Raw genomic sequence first — 26,539 nt, forward strand, 5'->3', positions numbered from 1 at the left:
CGTCAGTGCTTCACCTCAGCCGTCCGCTATCTGCTAACGGCCAACAGCTGACGCACCAGCGACGTCCAGTAGCTGACGCCGATGAGCGTGGCTGCATCATTGAAGTCGTAGTGCGGGTTGTGCAATGAGGCGCTGTCTTCGCCGTTGCCCAGCCAGATATAGGCCCCCGGGCACTCCTGCAGCAGATAGGCGAAGTCTTCCGAGGCCATCGAGGGCGGCAGATCACGATGGACCTGCTGGATGCTCGGCAGCTGTTCGAGCACGCTGGCGCAGCGTTCGGCATGGCCGGGCGCATTCAGGGTCGCGGGATAACGCGGCTGATAGTCGAAGTTGACCTTGAGGCCGTGGAAGGTCGCCATGGCATCGACAGCGTCATGGAAGCGCTGCTGCAGATGCGCGCGCAATGTCGGGTCGAAGCAGCGCAGTGTGCCGCGCAGTTCGACCTCTTCCGGCATCACGTTGAAGGCGTCGCCGGCATGGAACTGGGTGATGCTGAGAATCGCGGTCTGATGCGCGGGGGTCTCGCGGCTGATCAGTCCCTGCAGCTGGGTGACCAGCTGACAGGCTGCCAGGATGGTGTCCTTGCCCAGATGTGGCATGGCGGCGTGGCAGCCGTGGCCGGTCAGGGTGAGGGTGAAGACATCGAAGGCTGCCATGACGGCATCTTCATGCACGGCCGCTTCGCCCAGTGCCAGGCCCGGCCAGTTGTGCAGGCCATAGATGGCGTCCATCGGGAACTGCTCGAACAGGCCGTCCTCGACCATACGACGTCCGCCGCCTTCGTTCTCCTCGGCTGGCTGGAAGACGAACACCACGCGCCCGGCAAAGTCAGGATTGCGTGCCAGCTCACAGGCCGCGCCCAGCAGCATGGTGGTGTGGCCATCATGGCCGCAGGCATGCATCTTGCCCGGCGTATGTGAGCAATGTGAGACGGCATTGGCCTCGGTGACATCCAGCGCATCCATGTCGGCGCGCAGGCCGATTGTCTGGCCCTTGCCGAGCTTGCCGTCCAGTACCGCGATCACGCCGGTCTCGGCAAGCCCTGTGGTGACTTCCAGGCCTGCTGCACGCAGGATCTCGGCGACGCGTGCCGAGGTGCGGTGTTCCTCAAAGGCCGTCTCGGGATGTTGATGAAACTCATGACGCCAGCTGCGCAGCAGTGCCTCGTCGATCTTGTCGGGTAGTTGCATGCTGAATTCCTGTACCAACCGGCACCCTGGAGTGCCGGCGTGAAAGTGATGAGAAGGGGTGAAGCAAAGTGAGAAGCGAAAAGCGAAGTCCGTGTGATCAGAGCAGTGCCTGAGCCACGACCGCCGAGCCGATATAGGTGCCAGTGAAGACCAGCAGGGAGATGATCACCAGCTTCCAGCCCGCCTGGCGGAACATGCTGAATTCTCGCTTGCTCAGTGCCAGACCCGCATAGCCGAGTACCGGCGTGACGATGGCAAGGAAGTTGACGAAACCCAGTTGCTGGGTGATCCAGCCGCTGCCCGGGAACCACGGCAGTGTCATCAGGATGCTGACCAGCGACACCCAGGCGATGGCCGGCAGGTAGAAGGGCATGACGCGGGCGACCAGCAGACCGAGCATGGTCATCACGTAAAGGATCAGCATGCCGGGCGCTGCATCGATCAGGCTGGCACCATTGATGGTGTTGACCACCCAGCCGACTACGCAGACGGCTGCGACGACCAGTGCTGTCTTGCCCAGCTGGTTCTCCGGACGGTCCTCGGCCAGTGCTTCGGAAGCGAGTTTGGCTTCCTCATCATTCATGGCGTCATCGTTGCCAGTCCGTTTGCGGCTGAAGAAGCGGAACAGGCGCTCGGCAACCGGTAGGGCGATGAACAGTGACACATAGAGGCCGGTGGCATAGGTCAGCAGGTTGCTGGCGCCGGCAAAGGCCAGCAGTTCTTCGCCCATCTCCGGCAGGGCACCGGCGATGGCGCCGGAACACGCCGCCACCATGCTGCCGCTACCGACACCGCAGGCCATGGCCAGTGCACGCGGATCGAAGATGTCCAGTGAGGTCAGGTAGCCCGCCATCAGCGCGAACCACAGGGTGCCGAACATGGTGCCCACGACATAGACGCCCATCACGCCGACACCTTCCGGGCCCTTGAGGCCATATTTGTCGGAGATGATCGCGATATTGGGTTCACGCGCGATGGAGTAAGTCGCACCGATCGCCTCGCGGCCCATCTTGAGCACCACCACTGCGATCGGCATCGCGATCAGCATGGTGCCCAGATTGCCCAGCTCCTGCAGGATCAGCGCCGGTCCCGCCGAGATCAGCTGCTCGATGGCCGGGCCGATGGTGGAGCCGAAGCGGGCGATGAACGGCATGATCGACAACAGGATGACTGGCCCTGCTGCCGCGCTGACCACCGGCGGGATGAAGCGCTTGGTACCACTGAACAGGTGCGGATTGCACAGTACGGCGGCAATGAAGGCATAGAACAGCGGCAACAGCAGCAAGGTGCCGGGGCCGAGCGGGAACTTGAGAATACCGATCAGTTCGGCGCCGAGAGACAGCACCACGACCAGCAGGTGTAACCGCCAGTCCAGTAGTTGAGAAAGGGGCATGTGGGACTCCGCTTGTTATTGTAGTTTCTGCTGGTTTTGAAGCATTCGAGACGGGTATCGCGTCGGGTCATTCCCGCGGATGGTGACTGCCACCCTCTCGTGGGGTGATCAGCGCAATTCAGTATTGTCATTAGCGGTGTTCTAAAGAAACACGATGGGTGTGCTAAAAAATAGCTCGTGATGTGCAAGCTCATCGGTTCGACCTGCACTCGATGGCACGAACGTAACGAACAGAACGCAGCGACCCGACGCCCCGCAGAGGCGGGAGTCGGGTCGTCATTTTATTGCCATCCGCTGGTTCAGGGCAGAGATTCATGCCCCGGGACAGCAGCCTGCGGTCAGTCGCGGGTGATCACGCGCAACAGCTCATGGCAGGCGCCGAGGCTGTGATAGTCACACTTGGCACCCGGTGAGCTCTTGAGGTCATCGAAGCGCTGGTTGTCAGCATTCAGTAGGCGATACCAGGCACCGTACCGGTGGTCGATGAAGTGCTGCCAGGCATAGCCCCACAGGCGCTCGTACCACTCGGCGTAGTGTGAATTGCCGGTGGCCTCGTGCAGCAGCGCCGCAGCCACCAGGCTCTCGGCTTGCACCCAGAAGTACTTGTCGTCGTCGCAGATGGTGCCATCCGGCGCGAAGCCGTAGTAGATGCCGCCGCGCTCGCTGTCCCAGGCCAGATCCAAGGCGGTATCGAACAGACGCTGCGCGGTCGGCAGCAGCCAGTCGTCATCGCGATGACGCTTGAGCATCAGCAGCAGCTTGGCCCATTCCGTCAGGTGCCCCGGCTGGAAGCCCCACGGACGATAGAGGTTCTTGGGGTCGTCGCGGTTGTAGTCCCAGTCGACGTTCCAGTCGCGATCATAATGCTCCCAGATCAGGCCATCGGCCTTGGCGGCCTGACGCTGGCAGATGTTGCTGGCCAGGGTCATGGCCCGCTCCAGATAGTGCGCCTCATCGGTGGCTTCGAAGGCGGCCAGCATGGCTTCACAGGCATGCATGTTGGCGTTCTGGCCACGGTAGTCGGACAGCGTCTGCCAATCGGCGCTGGCCTCGTCGGCATAGAGCCCCGCCTCTGGCGACCAGAACTTGTCTTCCATCAGCACGCGGGTCTCCTCGAGCCAGACGCGAGCCTCCTCGATACCGGCGCGATAGGCCGTCGCATAGGCCAGCATCACGAACGCCAGGCCGTAGCACTGGTTGGTGTGGTCCGCCTCGCCTTGCTCGCTCAGCGACCACAGATAGCCACCGGTCTGCGGATCGAGATGGACATTGCGCAGGTAGTCGATGCCGTGGCGGGTCGCGGCCAGACACTGCTCATCACCGCTGCGCAGATATTCCATCGCGAAGTTGAACACCATTCGCGTGCTGCTGACCAGATGACGCGCCGCGGGCGCATACACAGTGCCGTCGTCGCGCCAGGCCTGGAAGTAGCCACCGCGCTCATGATCTATCGCGTTGGGCAGATAAAAGTCCATGATCGAGCGGATATGCGTGTCCAGAAAGCCGCGGCTGGCGAAAGTTGCCGGCATGGGCGGTACTGCCTGTCTGGTCAGCGGTGCCTGTTGCGGTGCCTGCGCTAGTTGAGAGGCTTGCTGAGTCATCAGGAAGCCTCCACGACGCCGGCTGCCGCCTTGCTGGCAGTGAAGCTCTCCAGCGGGTTGAGCCAGTAGAGGTCCATCGCCGCGGTCCAGGAGAAGTCGCGACCGCCACAGCCTTCGCCGGTTACCGAGTTGAAATACTCGTAGTAGCCGGCGGCCTCGATGCACTTCTGGCTGGCCTGCTTGATCTGGTCGGACTCGCGGGACATGCCATATTCCTCGCAGCCGATGGCCAGCATCCAGTTGATATGCAGCCAGCTCGGTCCGCGCCAGTAACGCTTCGGCTCGAAGCGGGTGCTGACCGGGTGGGTGGAGGCGACACCGAAGGGCGCCTGTTCCAGCCATTCCTCAAGCAGTCCGCCCATGCGCTGCGCCTGGGCGCCGCTGGCGACACCGGCGAACAGCGGCAGAATGCCGGCGGTGGTGACGTGCTCCAGCAGAACGTTGGCGCGCGCATCGCGGCTCAGGAAGCAGCCCAGCTCATCGCTCCACAGCGCCTGCACGCCTTCCTCGGTGCGCGCCAGCGACTGCTTGAGACTGAAGAGCGCCTCTCCGTGGGTGTTGACCAGGCCCAGGCCGGCGGCATCTTCTTCGCACAGCGCGATCAGGTCGCGCGTGCCGCGGTGCAGGATGGAGATCAGGCTGATGTCCTCGACACGGTACGGGCAGTCGCGATACAGCACCTCGGCGTCGTGCTCATTCTGCTGGAAGAACTTCACCAGATAGATGTAGCGATCATATTCGTACTTGTGCGGGCGCTCGGACGGATCGACCAGCCCGGTGTCGCGACGCACGTATTCAGCATCGACCGGCGGCACGCCAGCCAGCGGGCCATCCCACTGAGGGCTATTATCCATGCCCGATTCCCACGGGTGATAGCTGCACACGCGGCCGGTGTGTTCCGGATCGCGATCGCGGTAGAACCAAAGGTGGTAGCGAATGACGCCGGGCAGGGTGGCGGCCAGCTTTTCCTCGGCAAGTCTGCGATCACGGCCTTCCTCGAACAGCAGCTTCATGACGCTGGCCAGCACAGGCGGCTGGGAAATGGCGCTGGTCGATGGGCTATGCTTGACGCCCCAGACTTCCGGTCCCGGGAAGTAGGTTTCCGCGTCACCGTGGAAGACGATGTGCGGCACCATGCCGTTATCCCACTGACCTTCCAGCAGGCGCTCGACCTCACGCCAGGCACGCGCTTCGTCACCGGCGGCCAGCCAGCCCAGCGCGGTGATGGCGGCGTCCCAGTTCCACTGGAAGGGATAGAGGCCACGCGTGGGCACGGTGTAGCCGCCCAGGTCGTTGAGCTTGAGAACGTCGTGAGCGCTGAGCGCGTCGAGCTTGGCATTCATGTAAGTCGGCTCCGTTCGGGATGAAAGGTTTGGGCTGAAAGGTTGGGTAGAGAGGGGTCGGGGTGCCTTACGCCGACATCAGGTGGCCACTGTGGTCGTAGAAGCGCACCTTCTCGGCCAGCGGGCGGATGTGGATGTCGCTGCCATTGCCGACCTCGAGATCACTCGGCACGTTGACGCGAATCATCTCGTTGCCGAAACGGGCGGTCAGCTGCTTGTGCGATCCCAACAATTCCGAGACCAGCACGCGCACCGGCGCGAAGTTCTCGGTGGGCTCGAAGCGCACCTCGAAGTCCTCGGGGCGAATACCGCATTTGTGGATCTGGCTGGCGGACGGCGAAGTGCTGGTGGGTTGATTCCAGCGTGCATCCGGGGCGATGAAGTTCATCGGCGGGTTGCCGATGAAGCTGCCGACGAATTCGGTCGCCGGGTAGTGGTAGATCTCGGACGGCGGTGCGTACTGCTCGATCTGGCCACCCTTCATGACCGCGATACGGTCCGCCAGGCTCATGGCCTCGACCTGGTCGTGGGTCACGTAGATGGTGGTGGTGTCGGAGGCGGCGAGGATGGTCTTGAGCTCGGCGCGCATCTCCAGACGCAGCAGGGCGTCCAGATTCGAGAGCGGCTCATCCATCAGCAGCACTTCCGGCTCCATCGCCAGGGCGCGCGCGACCGCGACACGCTGACGCTGACCGCCGGAGAGCTGACCGGAGTAGTGATCGAGGCGGTCCTCGATATGCATCAGTTCAGCGGTTTCCTTCACCTTGCGCTGGATATGCGCCTCGCTGTCCTTGCGCACGCGCAGGCCGAAGGCGATGTTCTCCGCCACGGTCATGTGCGGGAAGACGGCGTAGTTCTGGAATACCATCGCGATGCGACGATCGCGCGGTGCCAGCGAGGTGATCTCACGCTCGCCGATGCGGATGGAGCCGCTGCTCTCGTATTCCAGCCCCGCGATGATGCGCAGCAGGGTGGACTTGCCGCAGCCGGACGGGCCGAGCAGCACGGTGAATTCCTTGTCGCGGATCTCGAGATCGATGGAATTGAGGATTTCCTGCTTGCCGAACTGCTTGCGTACGGCGCTGATTTGGATGGCTGACATGGTCTGACTCCTTTGATCGAGAGCGGCGGCGAGAAAGTGAACTCGCGAGCACGAGACGATGAAGATCGCCGCCGGTCATTGGCCTGATGAGCGGGCGTACGTTAGCGGTTGGAAATGCCCCACATGCTGAACAGGTACTTCCTGATCGCGAACAGGAACAGCAGCGCCGGGACGACCAGAATCAGACCACCGGCATACTTGATCTCGGCAGGTGACTCGGAAAGGCTCTGCACCAGGAAGGCGGTCAGGGTGCGGTTCTCGACGGTGAGAATCGCCGAGGCGAACACCTCGTTCCACGAGATCACGAAGGCGAACACGGCTGAGGCGGTGATGCCCGGGGCGGCCAGCGGCAGCACCACGCGACGGAAGGCCTGCCAGCGATTGCAGCCCATCAGCCAGGCAGCTTCCTCGAGTTCCACCGGAATGCCCATGAACAGGCTGGAGGTGATCAGCACCGCAAACGGCAGTGCCAGGGTGGCGTGCACCATCGCCAGGCCCAGGATGGAGTCATCGATGCCGACCTGGATGAAGATGACGGCCAACGGCAGCGCCAGCAGCGGCATCGGGAAGGCCCGCGACAGGATGATGATCATGCGGTAGGCATTCATGCCCGGGAACACGAAGCGGGCCAGTGCGTAGCCTGCCGGTGCGCCGAGCACGATGGCGATCACCATGGTGAAGACGGCGGCCAGCAGCGAGTTGCCCAGCGCGCTGATCACACCCTGGTAGTGCCAGAAGAAGTCGAGGGTCTCGAAGCTCATCTCCGGGGTCAGGGTCTTGGGCCAGCCGGTGATCTGCTCCGGCGTGCTGATGCTGTTGAGCATCAGCAGGGCGATGGGCACCAGCACCCACAGCACCAGAATCGAGACACCGGCCCGGAACAGCCATTTCCAGGCCATGTCATTGCGCCGTGGTTTGTGTGCGGTCTGTGCCACCTGGCTTGAGGAGTCGGCTGAGGAGTCGCTTGCGCGTGACGAAAGCGATGACGGCATGACGGCCTCGGAAGAAGAGGATTTCATCAGCGGGCCTCCTTCGGCACATTGAGGAACTTGATGTAGAAGCCGGTGATGACCACCGAGATCAGCATGATCAACACCGCGTAGGCCGCAGCGGCACCTGTCTGCTGGTAGAGGAACTGCCAGTCGAAGGTCTCGCTCATCAGTACCGGCATGTCACTGCCGCCCAGCATCATCACTACCGCGAAGACCTCGAGTGCCAGCAGGGTGCGCAGAATCAGCGCCGACTGGATGCTGGGGCGCAGCATCGGCAGGGTGATCTTCCACAGGCGCTGCCAGTAGCTGGCGCCGAACACCTGACCGGCTTCGTCATATTCCTTGGGAATCAGCCCCATGCCCGATACCAGGATCACCAGCACGATGGCGGTCCCTCGCCAGATCTCGGCGACCACCACGGCCAGGAACAGCGCAAAGGCATTCTGATAGTTGAGCCAGGACGCCGGCGCATCGATCACGCTGACCGCGCTCAGGAAGCTGTTGAGGAAGCCGAACTGCTCGAGGATCGCCAGCCAGATGATGCCGGCGGCCAGATCGGAGATGCCCAGCGGGATGGTCCAGATGTAGAGGATGCTGTCGCGGCCCTTGTTCATCTTGGTGACCATCAGCGCCATGCCAATGGCCAGCACAAGCTGCAGCGGCACCACGACCCCGGTCAGCAGCAGGGTGTTCTTGAGTGACGGCCAGAAGTTGAAGTCCTGATAGATGCGCGTGAAGTTGGCCAGGCCAACATTGCCGTCACTGCTGGTGAAGGCCTCGGCGAAGATCTGGATGAACGGATAGAGAAAGAAGGCACCCATGAACAGCAGGCTGGGGGCGATCAGGTAATAAGGTAGCCAGCGATCGTGCTTCATCTTTGCTCACCTTTGGCGTTGTTGTGATGGCTTGTCGGAATGGTTTGGTGGCACCGGGTCGGTATGACAGGGGTTGGCGTTCCGTCATGGCGACCCGTCTGGGGATTGCCGTTGCTGCTGCTGTGTTGCGAGTGATGCGTTCTTGATGTTGCGTTCTGGCGCCAGCGGCTTACTTGACCGGGCAGGGGCCGTCGCTGGGCGTATCCGGGAGCCAGCAGCCTGCGCCTGATTTGTTGATCAGCGTCTGCAGGCGCGGGGCGAGGATATCCAGCGTCTCCTCGATGTCGGCGTCGCGCAGTACGATCTGCACGAAGGCATCGCGGTAGATCTTGTTGAACAGGCCCGACTGCTGGCCCAGGCCGCTGGGCAGCAGCGAGAGCACGGCGTCATCGGCGGAGGACTGAGCCGCGACCGCCTTGCCGGACATGCGAATGCTGGCGGGCAGGTCATCGGGAAGCTCTGCCTCCACCACCGGGAAGAAGTTGGTCGCGCGCAGGGTGCGAATCTGTGCCTCGGGCGTCATCAAATAGCGGATCAGCTTGCGTGAGGCGTCGGGGTTCGTGGCATTGGCGGGCACTGCCAGACCGGCGACCACCGGCATGTAGCCGCGTCCGCTGGGGCCGGCGGGGGCCGGGAAGGCCACGTACTGATCCGGCTGCTTGTTGAAGGCATCCTTTAGGCGCGCGGTGTGATCGAAGGCAACCCACACCTCGCCATTGAGCAGCGGTTCCTGCATGAAGCCATAGGCGGTGGAGCGCGGATTGGTCACCGCCCAGATCTCGCGGAACTTCTGCCACATGGCCACGGCGTCATCGCTGCGGAACTCACGCACCACCGAGTGGGTAAAGGACGGGTAGAGATAGCCTTCCAGGAAGCGGTGGATCAGCCCCTTGCGACCGGCCGGGAAGCCCAGCTTGGGGCTGCCGGTGGCCTCCTGCATGTTGCGGCCCCAGGCCAGCAGCTCGTCATAGCTCAGCGCGTTCAGGTCAGCACCTTCGGGCAGGTAGGGCAGCGCCTTGCGATTGGCGGCCATGATGTAGGTCGCCTGCATCCACGGAATGTAGCGCTGCTGGTCGCCGCCCAGCTTGCCCAGCGTCATGTACTGCTGGCTGATGCCCGTGTCCGCAAGCGAGCTTTCCAGGTCATTCAGCGGTGCCAGAATGCTGGGCGTCAGCGACCCCAGTTCGCCGTGCAGCCCACCGAGCAGATCCAGCGCGCCGTCGGGGCTGGTTTTCTCCGCCTCGAGACGTGACAGGAAGGTGCCCGTCTCCTGCGGCATGTAATTGATGGCCTCGGCGTAGGGTGCCAGCGCGATCTCGCGCATCTGCTGGGCCTCTTCCAGCGGTCTGGCCTGGGTGCTGAAGAAGGTGATGTCAGCGAGGGCGGACGTACTGCCCAGCAGCGCCAGCAAAGCGAGGGCGGTTGGCATCTTGCGCATGGAGGTCTCCCCGGTCGGGTGTTGTTTTTCTGGCGTCACGCTGACCACGTTCTGTCAGTGGCAATTTCAGATCAGGCGTTTGTCGGTCAGGCGTCTGGCGTCGTGAGGTCTGTCGATGGCCCTGTGTGCTCAGGCATGTGTGCTCAGGCAGTGGTATCGCGCAGCAGCAGGTCGTAATCGAAGCAGCGATGACGTGGCGCGCCCTCCTGCGGCGCCAGCACCAGTTCGATCAGTGCCTGACTGACGGTCTCGAACGAGATGTCCAGGGTGCTGAGGCTGGGCTGGCGGTACATCTGCGGCGGCAGGTTATCGGCGCCGATGATGGCGATGTCCTTGCCGGGTGCATGGCCGCAGGCGCTGACCGCTTCCATCACGCCGTAGGCGAAGATGTCGCTGGCACACACGAAGGCGGTGGGGGCGTTGCCCCCGGACAGCGCTTCATGGGCGACCTGATAGGCACTGGCATAGCCGTGCGGGCAATGGCGTGAGCTGGGCAATAGGCCGGCGTCGTGCATTGCCTGCAGATAGCCGGTCTCACGTTCGACGGCGGTATAGAGGTCGCTGAAGAAGTTGAGGAACAGGATGTTGCGATGGCCCAGACCAATCAGATGGCGGGTGGCGCGCATGAAGCCATCGGCGGCATTGATGTCGACCCAGTCGTGTTCGCTGGCGCGCCCGGTACGACCGTGAGTGACGAAGGGGATGCCGCTGTCGAGCAGGAAGTCGACGCGCGGGTCCTGTATGCGGGTACGGGCCACCACGAAGGAATCGACCTTGCCGCCATCGATGAAGCGCTTGTAGGTATCCAGCTCGTCGCGGTCCTCGGGCACCGTGGTGACGATGAGATCATGCTCCGGTGCGGCGTCGTGCAGCGCCTGGCCCAACGCGACCAGCAGGCGGGTGTTGAACTGATCACGAAAGTCGCCCTGGGCGCCGTTCATGATGTAGCCCACCGAGGAAGTGCGGCCTGTCTTCAGGCGGCGTGCGCTCTGATTGGGTTTGTAGCCCACTTCACTGGCATAGGCCTGCACCCGCTCACGGGTCGTGGCGCTGACATCCTCGAATCCGCCCAATGCCCGCGAGACCGTCGTGACCGACAGGCCCAGCTGGCTGGCGAGATGCTTGAGTGTGATGTTCGGCGGCATGGCACTTTTCCTTTGCGGTAACTGTGAGCGGAAACCGTTACCCGAAACGTTTCGGAAGCGATCTTTTCACTGTTTCAATTGGCTTGGCAAGAATGACGAGACCAAAGAATATATCCGTAATAATCCCGACATCTGGCGCTGGAAATCGCCGTCGTGGCTGGCGATTGAGCCGGCGACGATACCACGCTATTTGCACGTAGCGATCTGGCGCACGTCAGCGCAGGAGGAGGGAGAAAGCCATGCGGACAGGCTGGTAGCGGAGCCGCTCTCATGTCGTGAGGCGACGCTCGGCTGGGACTCCTGACGGGCATGGCTGCCAGAGCCATAAACGCCGACACCCCGCACAGGGCGGGGTGTCGGCGTCTGGAGGGCGATTTTGAGTCAGGCTCAAAGCTCAATCGTCAAGGGCATCAGTTACCCTGTGGCGCGACTGCCGCGGCCTGTTCCTGCTCTTTCTCCTTGCGCGAAGGACGGATCAGACGGCCTTGGAGTTCCTCAAGCGACACACCCTTGGTCTCGGGCATGAAGAACAGTACGAAGACCAACTGCAGCAGCATCATCAGGGCGAAGAAGGCGAACACCGGCCCGCCGCTGAAGTGGCTGAGAATGGTCGGCATCAGCAGCGCGATCAACGCCGCGAAGACCCAGTGCACGGAGCTGCCGAAGGACTGCCCCATGGCGCGTACCTTGTTGGGGAAGATCTCGGAGATGAACACCCAGATCACCGTACCCTGGCTCATGGCGTGTGCCGCAATGAAGACAGCCATCAGGATCGGGACTCCATAACCGCCCATGGCACTGAAGTCCTTGAGGTAGAAGGCCCAGGAAATCAGGCACAGCGACAGCAGATAACCGGCAGAGCCGATCAGGATCAAGGTGCGTCGACCCAGCTTGTCGATCAAGGACATGCCCAGCATCGTGAAGGCGAGATTGATGACCCCGATGCCTGCCGTAGAGAGCAGGGCAGCACTGGATTCAAGCTGCGCCTCGGCCAGAATGCGCGGCGCATAGTAGATGATGAAGTTGATGCCGGACAGCTGATTGAAGGCCGCGATCAGGAAGGCGAACAGCACCGGCAAGCGATAGCGCCAGGCGAACAGGCGGGTATGTTGCTTGGCGCTCTCTTTGCTTTCCGTACCCCGGATAATGGCAATTTCTTCCGCGATATTGGCGTTGGGGTTGATCTGTTTGATCACCTCCGCCGCTGCCGCTTCATCGTTGCGCTTGAGAATCAACCAGCGCGGACTGCGCGGCACCTTGCAGATCATCAGCAGATAGAGCGCGGCCGGTACGGCTTCCACGCCCAACATCCAGCGCCAATTTTCACCATCGATGAAGCCGATGAAGTAGTTGGAAACGAAGGCAATCAGGATGCCGAAGACGATGTTGAACTGATAGAGCCCGACCAGCGCACCGCGCCGTTCTCGCGGTGCGATCTCCGAGATGTAGATAGGCGCGGCCACGGATGAGGCGCCTACACCCAAGCCCCCCAGCAGACGGAAGAATGAGAAGACATACGGGTCGGTGGCCAGTGCGGAACCCAGCGCCGAGACGAGATAGAGAATGCCGATACCGATCAGCGTGGCACGGCGTCCGAAGCGGTCGGTCGGCCAGTTGCCGAAGATGGCACCGATCACTGTGCCCCATAGCGCCATCGACATGATGATGAGGCCGTGGGTCAGGTCACTGAGTCCCCATTGACTCTGCAATGAGGTATCCGCTCCCGAGATGACGGCGGTATCGAAGCCGAACAGAAAGCCGGCAAGGGCGACCGTGATCGACCACTGGAGAATTCGTGACATGGCGTTTCTCGTCCAATGAGAGATGGAAGTGGTTGTGTCATTTGAATCGTTTAAGAGTGTATAGGTGAATCGTGTCACCTGGCAATTGTCAGCATAGAGGTGATGTCAGCCCTCATCTGCTAGACCTTATATGCATAAAGTAAAATTCAGATATATTTTTGTTGCGGATAAGGCTTTATCTCATTTCATATCAATGGTTTATAAAGATGCGGTATTATATATATCAATATGGAATATGGTTATTCTGTATTTTGCATTCTTTTGGGAGGCGGCGTAAGCTGACATCAATCTCCAGCGAATGACCCATGGGAGGCAGGACCATGCCCACGCAATATCCGGACGTCGAAAGCTTCTTTGATAAAGACAGCAACACCTTCACTCACCTGGTGCGTGACCCGCAGTCTCGCCAGTGCGCGATCATCGACCCCGTGCTCGACTTCGATTACCCCGCTGGGCGTACCAGTACCCAGTCAGCAGACGCTCTGCTTGCGCATATCGCGGCTGAGTCACTCGAGGTGGCATGGATTCTCGAGACCCATGTCCATGCCGACCACCTGTCCGCGGCTGCCTATCTCAAGGACAAGCTGAACTGCCAGTTGGCGATCGGGGCGCGCATTCGTGAAGTGCAAGATATCTTCGCCGATATCTTTGCTGCTGAGGCGGGCTTCGCGCGTGATGGGCGTCAATTCGATCGACTGTTGGAAGAGGGTGACAGTCTGGCGATCGGGGGACTGGAATGCCGCGTATTGCATACGCCGGGCCATACTCCCGCCTGTGTGAGTTACGTGATCGGTGATGCTGTCTTTGTCGGGGATACCCTGTTCATGCCCGATTACGGCACAGCGCGCTGCGATTTCCCGGGTGGCGATGCGCGTACGCTGTATCGCTCGATCCATAAGGTGCTCTCGCTACCTGACAGCACGCGAATTTTCCTATGCCATGATTATTCGGCTGAAGGACGTGAAGGCTTCTGCTGCCGGACGTCGGTAGGTGAGCAGCGTGAGCACAATATCCATGTGCATGACGGCATCGATGAGCAGGCCTTCGTTGACATGCGCTCCAAGCGCGATGCCGGACTTGGTATGCCGCGTCTGATGCTGCCAGCGGTGCAGGTGAACATGCGTGCCGGCCAGATGCCGCCGGTGGAAGGCAATGGTCGGGCGTATCTGAAGATTCCGCTCAACCTGCCTTTCCATGAGGTGTGATGGCTGCCACGCTGGGAAGACACCTTCGTTGTGTTACTCACGTACGTAATTTTGTTACTCAATTTGCCGATTTTTCGCGATGGGAGCCTTATCGATGAGCCAGAGCACGTCAGATAGTGCGCCAGTGTCGGATTCTGCAACGACGCCTTGTGAAAATCAGGGGGCTGATTCGGCCTTGGAGGCGACTCGCGCCGCCAATCACCGTCTGGCACCCAACGCTCACAAGGTGGTGATCATCGGTGGCGGGGCCGGCGGTATCGCGGTGGCGGCCAGTCTGCTCAAGCGCCAGCCGGGCATGGACATCGCCATCGTCGAACCCGCTGAGCAGCACAGCTATCAGCCGGGCTGGACGATGGTCGGTGGCGGCATCTTCACGCCGGAATTTACGCGCAAGCCGATGCACTCGGTAATGCCCAAGGGCGTGCACTGGTATCGCGATACGGCCACCGGCATCGATGCCGAGGCGCACGAAGTCACCCTCGGCAATGGCCATCGCCTGCGCTATGAGCGCCTGGTGATCGCCATCGGGCTGGAGCTGGATTGGGGCGCCATCGATGGGCTTGAAGAGACGCTGGGAATGAATGGCGTCACCTCCAACTATCGCTATGACCTCGCGCCCTATACCTGGCAGCTGGTGCAGACTCTCAAGGGCGGCAAGGCGCTGTTTACCCAGCCGCCAATGCCCATCAAGTGCGCCGGTGCGCCGCAGAAGGCGATGTATCTGGCCTGCGATCACTGGCAGCGTGAGAATGTCCTGTCGCAGCTCGAGGTCAGCTTCCATAACGCCGGCGGCGTGATGTTCGGCGTGCCGGCCTACGTGCCAGCGCTGGAAGAGGCGGTCGCGGGTTATGGCATCGACGTCAGGTTCCATCAGCGGCTGGTCGCGGTGGATGGCGAGTCGCAGACGGCACGCTTCGAGGTGGCGGCGGCCGAGGAGGGTGGTGAGCCACAGATCGTCGAGCAGTCCTTCGACATGCTGCATGTGGTACCGCCGCAGAAGGCACCGGCGTTGATCGCCGAGTCGGGGCTTGCCAACGCCGGTGGTTGGCTGGATCTCGAGCCCGAGACCCTGCAGCACATGAGCCAACCCGACATCTTCGGGCTGGGCGATGTCAGCGGCACCTCGAATGCCAAGACCGCCGCGGCGGTGCGCAAGCAGTCCCCCGTAGTGGTCGAGAACCTGCTGGCCACGCTGACCGGTGGCGCGCTCACCGCAGGCTATCAAGGTTATGGCTCCTGCCCGCTGACGGTGGAGAACGGCCGAATCGTGCTGGCGGAATTCGGTTACGGCGGTGAACTGCAGCCGACCTTTCCCAAGTGGGTCAATGACGGCACGCGTCCGACTCGCTTGGCCTGGCAGCTCAAGGCACGTGGCCTGCCGTTCATCTACTGGAACCTGATGCTCAAGGGCCACGAATGGCTGGCGCGTCCGGCGTCACGCGATGCCTGAGCCGGTTCGCGAGGCAAAGGGGGCGTCGCTTGCCCGCTGGCTGCCGCTGGCAGGTTGGCTTGCCCAGTATGACCGTCACAGTCTCGGGCGTGATCTGCTGGCAGCAGTGATCGTCAGCGTCATGCTGGTGCCTCAGGCGCTGGCCTATGCGCTGCTGGCTGGGCTGCCAGCGCAGGTCGGCCTCTACGCCAGCATGTTGCCGCTGGTGCTGTATGCGCTGTTCGGTACCAGCAGCACCCTGGCGGTGGGGCCGGTGGCGATCATCTCGCTGATGACGGCCTCGGCGATCGCGGGCATGAGCGGCGCCGATGGCGCAGTGCTCTCTACGCCCGAGATGCTGGCTGCCGCGCTGCTTCTGGCTTTTCTCTCCGGCGCGATGCTGATCGCCATGGGGCTGTTGCGCCTGGGAGTGCTGGTGAATTTCATCAGCCACCCGGTGATCTCGGGCTTCATGACTGCCTCGGGCATCCTGATCATCGCCAGTCAGCTCGGGCCAATTACTGGCCTGAGTCTCAGCGGCGGCAATCTGATTGCGATGGGCGAGTCGCTGTTGGCTGGCGGGCAAGAGCTGCACTGGCCGACACTCGCCATCGGGCTGGGCTGCCTGGCGTGGCTGATCCTCGCGCGCCGCCATCTCAAGCATGGCCTGATGGCCTTGCGGGTGAGTGAGAGCGCGGCGGGCATGCTGTGCAAGACCACGCCGATCATCGCCGTCATCGTCTCCAGCCTGCTGGCCTGGGGGCTGAGTGGTCAGTTTGACCAGGGCCAGCTTGTTCAGGGCGAACAGCTTGAGCAGGGCAAGAGCAGCATGGCGCTAGTCGGTGCCGTGCCCGTTGGGCTGCCCGATCTCAGCCTGCCAAGCCTTGTCAGTCATGACTGGTCGGGTCTTCTGATCTCGGCACTGTTGATCAGCGTGGTCGGCTTCGTCGAATCGCTGGCACTGGCCCAGACCCTCGCCGCGCGGCGCCGTCAGCGCATCGACCCCGACAAGGAGCTGATCGCGCTGGGCGTCTCCAACATGGGCGCAGGCATCAGCGGTGGCATGCCGATCTCAGGCGGGCTGTCGCGCTCAGTCGTCAACTTCGATGCCGGCGCCGCCACGCCCTTGGCGGGGGCCTTCACCGCCATCGGCATTCTGCTCGCCAGCCTGTGGCTGACCGACTGGCTGGCGTGGCTGCCGCGCGCGACGCTGGCGGCGATCATCATCGTCGCCACCACCAGCCTGATCGACATTGCGGCGATCAAGCGTACCTTTCGCTACTCGAAGGGTGATGGTGCGGCGCTGATGATCACGCTGATCATCACTCTCGCGCATGGGGTGGAGAGCGGGATCATTGTCGGTATCGCCGTGTCGCTGGGGCTTTATCTCAAGCGCACCAGCCAGCCGCACAGTGCGCTGGTCGGGCGCGTGCCGGGCAGCGAGCACTTTCGCAATGTCGAGCGCCATGAGGTGGAGACCGACCCCGAGCTGGCGATCCTGCGCATCGACGAGAGCCTGTATTTCGCAAATGCGCGCTATCTGGAAGACACGGTGCTGGCGCTGATGGCCGAACGCCCCTCGCTCAAGCATCTGGTGCTGGCCTGTCAGGCGGTCAACCTGATCGATGCCTCGGCGCTGGAAAGCCTGGAAGTCATCAATGAGCGTCTGAGTGCCGCTGGCGTGAAACTTCATTTGAGTGAAGTGAAAGGGCCGGTAATGGATCGCCTCAAGTGCTCGGAGCTGCCGGCCAATCTCGGCGGCGATATCTATCTCAGCACCTTCGATGCCTGGCAGGCGCTGAGCATTCACGGCAGTCATTGTGGCCAGTCCTGCGCGCGGGATGGTATCAGTCAGACGGCGACGGCCAGCTGAGCTTGCATTGAATAGTCGTGAACTGCCCTCACTGTGCAGGGCCAGGCATTTTCAATCTCAAACACCAGGTGATTGTGTGTGGCGGCGGGTTATCACCACTCGCACCGGGTATTAGGCTAGCGTTCTTCCAGCACGCTCTATGTCTGGCTGACGCTACATTACCGGGAAATCACCATGGCCTATTACTCCGTTATCGATGTCACCCCGACCAGCACCGAGTGGATGGCGGATTACGCCGGTCCGGCACATTCAGCGCTGGCGCGTCATGGCGGCCGTTACCTGGCACGTACCAGTCAGCACGAGTGGCTGGAAGGCGAGGGCCTGGCGGCTGTCTCACGCGTCATCATCGAATGGCCGTCGCGTGAAGCGGCACTGGCCTTCATGCAGGACCCGGAATACCGCCCGGCACTTGAGGCGCGCACTGCTGGCTCCGTCAGTCATCACGTGCTGGTCAAAGGGCTGGATTGAGAGTGCTTCCTGATCCTGCTTGAGATACGTCGCCCCAAACCAAAACGCCCCGCTTCGGTTGATGACCGAGGCGGGGCGTTTTTTCTGCCTCTGTTCAATAGAGGAGAGTCAGTTCAGTCATCAGTTCAGTCGAGCACCGGCCCGATGATGTGCTTGACCTCCAGATAGCCCGCCAGGCCCCACGGCCCAAGCTCACGGCCGATGCCGCTGCGCTTGAAGCCACCCCAGCTCGCCTGCACCAGCGGCAGCTGCTCGCTGTTGTACCAGACCACGCCTGCACGCAGACGGCGGCCGACCTGTTGAGCACGTCGCGCATCACCGCTGACCACCGTGGCTACCAGCCCGAAATCACTGTCGTTGGCGAGGCGAATTGCCTCGGCCTCATCGGCGACGCGGCGCGAGCACAGCACCGGCCCGAAGATCTCCTCGCGCCACAGACGGCTTTCCACCGGCACATCGGTGTAAAGCGTCGGCGCCACGAAGTAGCCCTTGGTTGGCAGGCTGCGATGGGTACCATCACGCAGAGCGGTTAGACCTTCCTCGCGCGCCACATTCAGATAGTTGAGCACGGTGTCGCGCTGACGAGCGCTGGTCATCGGGCCCATCTGCGTCGCGGCGTTGAGCGGGTCGCCCAGCACCAGGGCATCGATACGATTGGCCAGCGCAGCGTGCAGTGCATCGGCAACCGACTCGTGCACCAGCAGTCGCGAGGTGGCAGAGCAGATCTGACCGGCATTGAAGTAGATGCCCGCCATCACCCAGTCAGCGGCTTCCTCGACGTTGGCATCTTCCAGCACGATGATCGGCGACTTGCCGCCCAGTTCCAGCGATACGCCGCGCGTGCCGCAGGCCGCAGCCTGCATGACCTTCTCACCAACCACATTGCTGCCAGTGAAGGAGATCTTGTCGATGCGCGGATGACGCGTCAGCGGACCGCCAATGCCCTCGCCATCACCGTGCAGCAGGTTGAACACGCCCGCCGGCAGCCCGGCTTCCAGCGCGATCTCGGCCATCACCTGTTCCGGCAGCGGTGTCACCTCGGATGGCTTGATCACCAGGGTGCAGCCCGCAGCCAGGGCCGGCGCGACCTTCCAGGCACTGGTGACCAACGGGAAGTTCCACGGCGTGATCAGCCCCACTACGCCTGCCGGCTCCTGGTAGCTGTGCGCCGCATAGCCTTCGACATCATGCGCGACTTCCGCCCCCTGACGCGCATCCAGCGTGCGTGCCTGCTCGGCGTAGTAGCGGTAGCAGCCAATCGCATCATCGAGGTCGATCTCGGCCTCGGCGCGAATCTTGCCGTTGTTGCGACACGACAGCTCCACCAGTGCATCGCGGCGAGAGGTCAAACCTTCCGCGAAAGCCTCCAGATACACTGCGCGCTCGTCGCCACTCAGTGCCTGCCAGCCCTCGAAGGCATTGGCGGCAGCTGCGACCGCAGCCTCCACATCGCGTGCATCGCCAGCCGTCACCTCGGCGATGATGGTCTCTTCGAATGGATTGGTGACCGCCAGACGACGCTCGCCGTGGGACTTGACCCACTCGTTGTTGATGAACTGTTGATCGAGCTTGTGCATGGACGTTCCTGACATGTGAGTGTCTTGCCGCCTGCCACCTCAGGGTCACAGGCGGGCATTGTTCAGTTTTGTGACGCATGTTGTGACGCAATGCGGCGAGCAAGGCTCACTCTGCGATTGAGCGCTGCCATCCTGCCGCGTCGATTTCCACCAATAGCGGGGCGCTTGCGTCGCGCTCGCTGATCGCTGTCGCCAGCTCACTGGGGGAGTGGATCGCCACGGCGGCGCAGCCGAAGCCCTGAGCGATCAGCTGGAAGTCGGGGGCCTTGATGTCGACGCCCAGGCGCGTAACGCCAGCGTTGTCCATGAAGCGGCGAATCTCTTCGTAGCCCTGGTTGTGCCACAGCACGATCACCACCGGCAGCTGTTCTTCCACCGCGCAGGCAAGCTCAGAAAGAGTGAACATGATGCCGCCATCGCCGACCAGCGCGATCACTGGCAAATCAGGGCGGCCCAGGGTCGCGCCCATCGCGGCAGGCAGGCCGTAGCCGAGCGTGCCGTAACCGGTAGAGGCATTGAAGTAGCGGCGCGGCGCGGGCTGGCTGACCAGGTGGTTGGCGGCGTAGACCGTCGCGCAGGAATCGCCGACCCAGATGGCCTCCGGCAGCGCTTGCTGCAGGGTATCGAACAGCGGCACATAGGGCGCGAAGGCCGGGTCAGTGGGCAGCGCGAGGGCTTCAAGCGCCCCAGCGGTGATCTGCGCGCCGCGTGTCTTGCCTGCCTCTGCGTCAACCGTCTTGTCATACGCTTCGCCCAAGCCGCCGGCAATACGCGCGGTGAGGGTTTCCAGCGCCAGGCTGGCATCAGCGACGATGGCGAGTGTCGCCTGCTGGTTGCGCGCCAGCTGTTCGGGGTCGATATCGATGCGGATCAGCTGACCACCGATCACGAAGCCATCATCGAACACCACGTCGTAGTCGGTCTCGCCCAGTTCGGTACCGATCGCCAGCACCACATCGGCGTCACGCGCCAGTTCACGTACCGCAGGTAGCGCGGCGTTGGCGCCGAGATCCAGCGGGTGAGCGCTGCCGAGAAGCCCCTTGGCATTGATGGTGGTGACGGTGGGGGCATCCAGCGCCTCCACCAATTGACGCGCGGCCTCGGGCGCGGCGACACAGCCACCGCCCAGCAGTACCAGCGGGCGCTCAGCGCCTGCCAGCATGGTGACTGCCTCGTCGATCAGCGCCGGGTCTGGCGCGAGGCGGCCGATACGCGGGAGCGTGAGGTCATGGGTGGTGCAACCGGCCGGGGGATCGACCTGAACATTGAACAGATCGATGGGAATCTCGATATGTACCGGGCCAGGACGTGCGCCATCGAACAGCGCGAAGGCACGGGCCAGCACTTCCGGCAGTGCAGTCGGATCGAGCAGCGTATGGCTGAAGCGTGCGACACCGGAGACCAGCTGCTGCTGGCTGGGCAGCTCGTGCAGGCGTCCTTGGCCTCGGCCGAGGGTGTCGGAGCGATTGACGCTGGAGATCACCAGCATCGGGATGGAGTCGGCCAGTGCCTGACCCATCGCGGTGGTGATGTTGGTCATGCCCGGGCCGGTGATGATGAAGCACACACCGGGCTTGCCGGTGCTGCGGGCGTAGCCATCGGCCATGAAGCCGGCACCTTGTTCATGGCGCGGGGTGACGTGGCGAATGGTACGCGCGGCGGGATCAGTATCCGGCTCCAGGCCACGGTAAAGCTCGACGGTATGCACGCCGGGAATACCGAAGACGGTATCGACGCCATAGGTGTCACGCAGCAGTCGGATCAGGAGTTCAGCACATGTCATGGCAGGTTATTCCAATGACGGGAGCACCGTGGTGCTCCCGTATGAGATGAGAAACAAGTTAAGTGCCCGCTTGGCTCAGAACACGAACAGATGCGCGATACCGGCAATGATCGGCAGGGTGATCAGCGTGCGCAGCACGAAGATGGCCACCAGCTCCCAGATCTTGAGCGGAATCTTCGACTTGAGCAGCAGGGCGCCGATCTCGGACATGTAGATCAACTGGGTCAGCGACAGGCAGGCGATCACGAAGCGGGTCAGTTCGCTGTCGATGTCCTTGGCCAGCACCGCCGGCAGGAACATGTCGGCAAAGCCGACCAGCGTTGCCGGTGCCGCTTCTGCCGCGTGAGGAATCTGCAGCAGTTCCAGCAGCGGGATCATCGGGTAGGAGAGCCAGGTGAACACGGGCGTGAACTCGGCCAGCATCAGTGCCACGGTGCCGATGGCGATCACGACCGGCAGCAGGCCGAGGAAGATGTCCGCCACGTTGAAGCCGGCAGATTTGGCCAGTTTGAGCGGGCCCGGTGCATGCTCGGCGCGCGCGACGGCCATGCCGAGTGAGTAGCGCAGCACACCACAATCGCTCTGATTCTCTTCACTGATCTGGCAACCGACCGGCTCGTGGTAGTCATCACGCTTGCGCGACAGCGGCGGCAGGCGCGGCACGATGACGGCGGCGATCAGGCCTGCGATGACGACGGTCAGGTAGAAGGGCACGAACAGGTGGTTGATGTTCATGAAGCTGGTCACCAGCAACGCGAAGGCAATCGAGACGACCGAGAAGTTGGTGGCGATCACCGCCGCTTCACGCTTGCTGTAGTAGCCCTGCTCGTACTGCTGGGTGGTGATCAGCACACCGACGGTGCCAGACCCCATCCACGAGGCAGTGGCATCGATGGCGCTGCGGCCCGGCAGATTGAAGATCGCACGGAACGGACGACGCACCAGGCTGCCGATGAACTCCATGAAGCCGAAGTCGACCAGCAGCGGCAGCAGAATCGCCGCGAAGAAGAAGAAGGTCAGCAGTACCGGTGCGAGATCATTGAGCATCACGCCGCCGGTGAAGGCCGCTGTTACCTGGGTCGGCCCCCACTGGAAGTAGGTCATCAGTGCGAAGATGGCACCGAGGGCACGCATGCCGAACCATACCGGGGAGACATCGAACAGCTCGTGTGCTGCGCCTTGTCTGGCCCAGTTCGGCTTGGCGAGCTTGACGAAGCCGGTCAGCAGTACGGAGAGGCACAGCACCGCGACGGCGATGGCGGGTAGTGCACCGCCCAGCGTCGCCTTGAGCCAATCGGCCATCAGGCCCATGCCGATATTGATGGTGTCACCTGTGCTGAAGGGCACTAGGAAGAAGCTGACGCCGAGCAATGACGGCAGCAGGAATTTCATCAGTCCCCTGGCCGTGAGCGGTACGGGACGGGTGGCAATGAGGTCTTTCTGAGCCTTCTCGCCGTTTTGTATCTTGTCGGAACGTGAATCAGCGCTTGAGCTGGAACGGGGCGGCGTGTGATCCGCCGTCGGGTCGATGCTGGTTGTCATTCGGGTCACCTAGATCTTGTTGTAATGGTCAGGCTCTAGCCGAGCATTGTGTGATGCATCATGCCGTATTGTGCTGGGTGATTCTGTGTGCGCCGAGGACAGGACGGGCCCCCGGCGCGGGTGCAGCAGGACAGCGGGTCATTCGTGGATCATTGGCGAGCATTGGCTAGTCGTACTGATGGCTCAGTCGCGCTGTTGCACACCCGGCAGCACGCACAGCATCTCGTAGAGCAGGGTCGCGCCCATCAGCGCGGTGTTGCCGCTGGTGTCGTAGGGCGGGGAGACTTCCATCAGGTCACCGCCGACGATGTTGAGGCCACGCGCGCCGCGCACGATTTCCATGCCCTGCGGCATGGTCAGGCCGCCGGCTTCCACGGTGCCAGTGCCGGGGGCGACGGAGGGGTCCAGGCCATCGATGTCGAAGGTGATGTACACCGGGCGGTCGCCCATCATGTCGCGCACTTCGGCCATCAGCGGGGCGAGTGACTTGAACCAGCACATCTCGGCGGTCTCGACGCGGAAGCCCTGCTGGCGGCACCAGTCGAAATCATCGGCGGAGTAGCCGGTGCCGCGCAGACCGATCTGCACCACGCGATTGCTGTCGAGCAGGCCTTCTTCCTGGGCACGACGAATCGGCGTGCCATGGGCGATGGGCTCGCCGAACATGTGGTCGTTGACGTCGGCGTGGGCATCGATGTGGATCAGGCCGACCGGGCCGTGCTTCTTGGCGATGGCACGCAGCACCGGCAGAGTGACGGTGTGGTCGCCACCGAGGGTGAGCGGCACACAATCGTGGCTGAGCACTTCATCGTAGAATTTCTCGATGATGTCCATGCTCTTGGGCAGGTGGAAGGTGTTGATCGGCACATCGCCGATGTCCGCCACCTGCAGGCTATCGAAGGGCGCGGCGCGGGTGGCCATGTTGTAGGGGCGCAGCATGCGCGATTCATCACGAATCTGGCGTGGGCCGAGACGCGCGCCCGGACGGTTGGAGGTACCGATGTCCAGCGGAATGCCGATGAAGGCGGCATTCAAGCCTTCGGCGGTTTCCTGAGCGGGTAGACGCATCATGGTGGCCGGGCCGCCGAAACGTGGCATGTCGTTGCCGCCCAGCGGCTGATTGAACTCGCTCATCTGTCTCTCCAGGGTCTTGAGTCGCTCGCGATACGCTGACGGCGAGCGGGGTATTGTGATTGTTCGCCTGATCGCTCGGCCGGACGGTGTCATGAAAGCCGGCGATCTTCCTTGGCGCATATCCCAGCGTTGCAGTAACCATGCCAATTTTTAGTCTATTGATTTTATTGGAGTTTATTTGAGGGTGATCGCCGAGTGATTCATTTATGGATCACTCGTGCACTGATAATGATTCAAAAATGGATCACTGATTCATTTGTGGATCACATTCGGGCATCATCGAGAGTGTCTTCAAGCGCAGTGCGAGAAAGACCTGCTGGAAAGAACTGATAGAAAGAAGCGATAGAAAGAAGCGCTGGAAAGAACTGCTAGAAAGACCTGCTATAAAGCCCCGCCCCGATTCACAGGCTCGACCATGAGGTGCCCGCCATGTCAGAGCTCGACCGTCAGATTCTCAAGACCATCATCGACACCGCTCACGATCACTACTTCGTGGTCAATGCGGATGGCCAGGTGACAGATGTCAGCCCCGGCGCCGCGGCGGTCTATGGCATGACCCGCGAGGAGTTGTGTGCTGCCAACGTGCATGAGCTGGAAGCCAGCGGCGTGCTCAAGCCCTCCATCAGCCTGGAGGTGCTGCGCACGGGGCGCACGCTGCAGATGATGCAGCTCACCGCCACCGGGCGTCGGGTGGTGGCGCAGGCGCATCCGGTGTTCGTCGCGGGCAAGCTCGAGTGCGTGGTCAGCCGCTCGATGGATCTCACCGATATCCAGCTGTTGCAGCAGGAATACGCGGTGCTTCAGCAGCGCTTCAGTGATCACCTGCGCCGCAACTCGCGCGGCGGCGAGCTGGGTGGCGTCAGTCAGGCAGAAAGCGATTGGAAAACGGCGGGGGCAGGGCAATCAGTCCACGACACTGAGCAATATGCACAGAGCCAGGCTGAACAGCGGCAACGTGAACAATCAGCGCGAGAGCAGGCCGAGTGCGAAGACGCCGCGCTGGAGCTGGGCGAGCTGCAGGTCAGAAGCCCCGTGATGCGCGAGATAGCGCTACTGCTCAAGCGGGTTGCGCCCACCAACGCCACGGTTTTGATGCTGGGCGAATCCGGGGTCGGCAAGACGGCCTTCGCCCATCAACTGCATCGCTGGAGCCAACGCGCCGACGGCCCCTTCATCGAGGTGAACTGCGGCGCCATTCCCGAGAGCCTGTTCGAGTCCGAGATGTTCGGCTATCAGGCTGGTGCCTTCACCGGCGCGGGCAACCGTGGCAAGGCAGGCCTGATGGAGCAAGCCGAAGGCGGCACCCTGTTCCTCGATGAAATCGGTGAGCTTCCGCTGGCCACCCAGACCAAGCTGCTCAAGGTGATTCAGGACGGGATGATCACCCGCCTGGGCGACACCACCACCCGCCGCGCCGACTTCCGGCTGGTCGTCGCCACCAATCAAGACCTCGCCGCCCGCGTGGAGCAGGGCCAGTTCCGCCTCGACCTCTACTACCGCATCAATGTGCTCCCCGTCAGCCTGCCGCCGCTGCGCGAACGCCGCGAAGACATTCCCGCCCTGATCGAGCAACACCTCTCGCGCCTCAATCAACGACACGGTCGCCGCAAACTCCTCGACGCCTCGTTATGGCCCATCCTCATGCGCCAGGACTGGCTCGGCAATATCCGCGAACTGGAAAACTGGCTGGAACGTGCCTGGCTCAGCGCCCCCAGTGATGTCATCGACAGCGACTCAGTGAAAATACTGCTCAACACTTGTTCCACGAATAACGCTAATGGACTAGACAATTCATTTGGCTTCAGTAATGACAAATCTAATGGATTAGGCGTTACTGGAAGTTTTACCACTGCCGATATCTTACATAGTGACAATTCCCTCTCAGCGGCTGCCGCTGAGGGGGCGGTAGCCATGCCAATTCCCAAACTCGGCCCCAACGAAACTCTCAAGGTAGGCCTGGCACGCATCGAAGCACAATGGCTACGCGAGATGGCTGCCGAATTACCCAGTACTTATGCGATAGCGAAGAGAGCAGGGATTAGTCAGCCTTCTGTGGTGAGGAAGTTAAAAGGACTAATTGAATAATGAGTATTTCCATGTATGTTAGTTCAATAAAATATAGAAGTTACGATTTTATCTATAGTGTATGATTGTTAAATTGTTTCAGTATACCTGGGTTTGAGTTTTGAACTTGCACAGAATTATATGAGGTGGTTGATAATGAAAAAGAAATCAGTAGCAAATGTATTGGAATGGCAAGGTAATGTTATTCAAATTTTCATACTTGCGTTGATTTTTTCTTTAGGGGTTAGTCTGTTGAGCTCTGGTCTAATAAAGCAGTTTGATTTAAAAGGTTACCAAGTATTGAGTTGTGGTATGCTTCTAATCGTATTGGGTGTTATTTTTATATTATATAAGGTGAAGAATGTAAGAAAGCAGTCACATGTGTTTAACGGTGTTATCTGTGTGAAGGATGGTGAGTTAGAAGGATGTTCAATTTCAAGTTACAAAGCTGAAGAACGCATAAAGAAGTATATTATGCACTTATGTAATGAGAATAAGGCTTTTGCTAAGCTATTAAAAGATACACCCTTAGGGAAACACTGCACAAATCCTGCCGTTGGTGCCTGATCGCCACCGACGGGGT

At 61.6% G+C, this 26,539-nt stretch carries 20 protein-coding genes; 6 read left to right on the forward strand and 14 right to left on the reverse strand.

The features are described from left to right. Nucleotides 1-26: 26 nt before the first annotated feature. The 10 genes from QD208_RS04015 to QD208_RS04060 all read right to left on the reverse strand — a co-directional run bounded on the left by QD208_RS04015 (nucleotide 27) and on the right by QD208_RS04060 (nucleotide 12,881). Entirely contained in the window at nucleotides 27-1,190 is a 1,164-nt protein-coding gene (locus QD208_RS04015; RefSeq protein ID WP_279835792.1) for a M20 family metallopeptidase, read from the reverse strand. Nucleotides 1,191-1,287: 97 nt separating this feature from the next. Further along, a complete protein-coding gene (locus QD208_RS04020) occupies nucleotides 1,288-2,583 on the reverse strand; it encodes a DUF3100 domain-containing protein (protein WP_279835793.1) in 1,296 nt (431 codons plus the stop codon). A gap of 338 nt (nucleotides 2,584-2,921) precedes the next feature. Continuing rightward, nucleotides 2,922-4,112, reverse strand: coding sequence for an AGE family epimerase/isomerase (locus tag QD208_RS04025; RefSeq protein ID WP_279835794.1), 1,191 nt, complete (start codon nucleotides 4,110-4,112; stop codon nucleotides 2,922-2,924). Nucleotides 4,113-4,183: 71 nt separating this feature from the next. After that, complete coding sequence (locus QD208_RS04030; RefSeq protein WP_279835796.1) at nucleotides 4,184-5,527, reverse strand: trehalase family glycosidase; 1,344 nt, start codon at nucleotides 5,525-5,527, stop codon at nucleotides 4,184-4,186. A gap of 67 nt (nucleotides 5,528-5,594) precedes the next feature. Further along, a complete protein-coding gene (locus QD208_RS04035) occupies nucleotides 5,595-6,629 on the reverse strand; it encodes an ABC transporter ATP-binding protein (protein ID WP_279835798.1) in 1,035 nt (344 codons plus the stop codon). 101 nt (nucleotides 6,630-6,730) lie between these two features. Continuing rightward, a complete protein-coding gene (locus QD208_RS04040) occupies nucleotides 6,731-7,648 on the reverse strand; it encodes a carbohydrate ABC transporter permease (RefSeq protein ID WP_279835799.1) in 918 nt (305 codons plus the stop codon). After that, nucleotides 7,648-8,496 (reverse strand): sugar ABC transporter permease, encoded by an 849-nt coding sequence (locus QD208_RS04045; protein WP_043334942.1) that lies wholly within the window; start codon nucleotides 8,494-8,496, stop codon nucleotides 7,648-7,650. Before QD208_RS04045 ends, QD208_RS04040 begins: the two co-directional genes overlap by 1 nt. 169 nt (nucleotides 8,497-8,665) lie before the next feature. Continuing rightward, nucleotides 8,666-9,934: an ABC transporter substrate-binding protein gene (locus QD208_RS04050; RefSeq protein ID WP_279835803.1), complete on the reverse strand. Its 1,269-nt coding sequence runs from the start codon at nucleotides 9,932-9,934 to the stop codon at nucleotides 8,666-8,668. Nucleotides 9,935-10,077: 143 nt separating this feature from the next. Then, a complete protein-coding gene (locus QD208_RS04055) occupies nucleotides 10,078-11,079 on the reverse strand; it encodes a substrate-binding domain-containing protein (RefSeq protein ID WP_279835806.1) in 1,002 nt (333 codons plus the stop codon). A gap of 410 nt (nucleotides 11,080-11,489) precedes the next feature. After that, nucleotides 11,490-12,881, reverse strand: a complete 1,392-nt coding sequence (locus QD208_RS04060) for a sugar porter family MFS transporter (RefSeq protein ID WP_043334944.1) — start codon at nucleotides 12,879-12,881, stop codon at nucleotides 11,490-11,492. A 320-nt stretch (nucleotides 12,882-13,201) separates the two neighbouring features. On the opposite strand from QD208_RS04060, the gene QD208_RS04065 reads away from it, so the two are divergent. The 4 genes from QD208_RS04065 (at nucleotide 13,202) to QD208_RS04080 (ending at nucleotide 17,856) form a co-directional block, all read left to right on the forward strand. Continuing rightward, nucleotides 13,202-14,086, forward strand: coding sequence for an MBL fold metallo-hydrolase (locus QD208_RS04065; RefSeq protein ID WP_279835807.1), 885 nt, complete (start codon nucleotides 13,202-13,204; stop codon nucleotides 14,084-14,086). 175 nt (nucleotides 14,087-14,261) lie between these two features. After that, a complete protein-coding gene (locus QD208_RS04070) occupies nucleotides 14,262-15,536 on the forward strand; it encodes an FAD/NAD(P)-binding oxidoreductase (RefSeq protein WP_279835809.1) in 1,275 nt (424 codons plus the stop codon). Next, nucleotides 15,529-17,388, forward strand: coding sequence for a SulP family inorganic anion transporter (locus tag QD208_RS04075; protein WP_279835811.1), 1,860 nt, complete (start codon nucleotides 15,529-15,531; stop codon nucleotides 17,386-17,388). Before QD208_RS04070 ends, QD208_RS04075 begins: the two co-directional genes overlap by 8 nt. A gap of 174 nt (nucleotides 17,389-17,562) precedes the next feature. Beyond that, nucleotides 17,563-17,856 carry a DUF1330 domain-containing protein gene (locus tag QD208_RS04080; protein WP_043334947.1) on the forward strand — a complete coding sequence of 98 codons (294 nt, stop codon included), beginning with the start codon at nucleotides 17,563-17,565 and terminating at the stop codon, nucleotides 17,854-17,856. Between the two features lie 125 nt (nucleotides 17,857-17,981). On the opposite strand, the gene QD208_RS04085 is transcribed toward QD208_RS04080, so the two are convergent. The 4 genes from QD208_RS04085 to speB form a co-directional block, all read right to left on the reverse strand. Further along, nucleotides 17,982-19,433, reverse strand: a complete 1,452-nt coding sequence (locus QD208_RS04085) for an aldehyde dehydrogenase family protein (protein WP_279835813.1) — start codon at nucleotides 19,431-19,433, stop codon at nucleotides 17,982-17,984. Nucleotides 19,434-19,539: 106 nt separating this feature from the next. Continuing rightward, entirely contained in the window at nucleotides 19,540-21,216 is a 1,677-nt protein-coding gene (locus QD208_RS04090) for a 5-guanidino-2-oxopentanoate decarboxylase (protein WP_279835815.1), read from the reverse strand. A 75-nt stretch (nucleotides 21,217-21,291) separates the two neighbouring features. Continuing rightward, nucleotides 21,292-22,608 carry a YjiH family protein gene (locus tag QD208_RS04095; protein ID WP_279835833.1) on the reverse strand — a complete coding sequence of 439 codons (1,317 nt, stop codon included), beginning with the start codon at nucleotides 22,606-22,608 and terminating at the stop codon, nucleotides 21,292-21,294. A 333-nt stretch (nucleotides 22,609-22,941) separates the two neighbouring features. Then, the gene (speB, locus tag QD208_RS04100; protein ID WP_043334952.1) at nucleotides 22,942-23,892 is read right to left on the reverse strand and encodes an agmatinase; all 951 of its coding nucleotides are present in this window, start codon (nucleotides 23,890-23,892) and stop codon (nucleotides 22,942-22,944) included. 429 nt (nucleotides 23,893-24,321) lie between these two features. Between speB and QD208_RS04105 the strand changes: the two genes are divergently transcribed. Together QD208_RS04105 and QD208_RS04110 are read left to right on the forward strand one after the other, a co-directional pair. Continuing rightward, on the forward strand, nucleotides 24,322-25,977 hold the full coding sequence (locus QD208_RS04105) for a sigma 54-interacting transcriptional regulator (RefSeq protein ID WP_279835816.1): 1,656 nt from the start codon (nucleotides 24,322-24,324) through the stop codon (nucleotides 25,975-25,977). Nucleotides 25,978-26,112: 135 nt separating this feature from the next. Beyond that, complete coding sequence (locus QD208_RS04110) at nucleotides 26,113-26,523, forward strand: hypothetical protein (protein ID WP_279835818.1); 411 nt, start codon at nucleotides 26,113-26,115, stop codon at nucleotides 26,521-26,523. Nucleotides 26,524-26,539 lie beyond the last annotated feature (16 nt).

The organism is Cobetia sp. 29-18-1 (assembly GCF_029846405.1).
In the GTDB taxonomy this organism is placed as follows: domain Bacteria; phylum Pseudomonadota; class Gammaproteobacteria; order Pseudomonadales; family Halomonadaceae; genus Cobetia; species Cobetia amphilecti.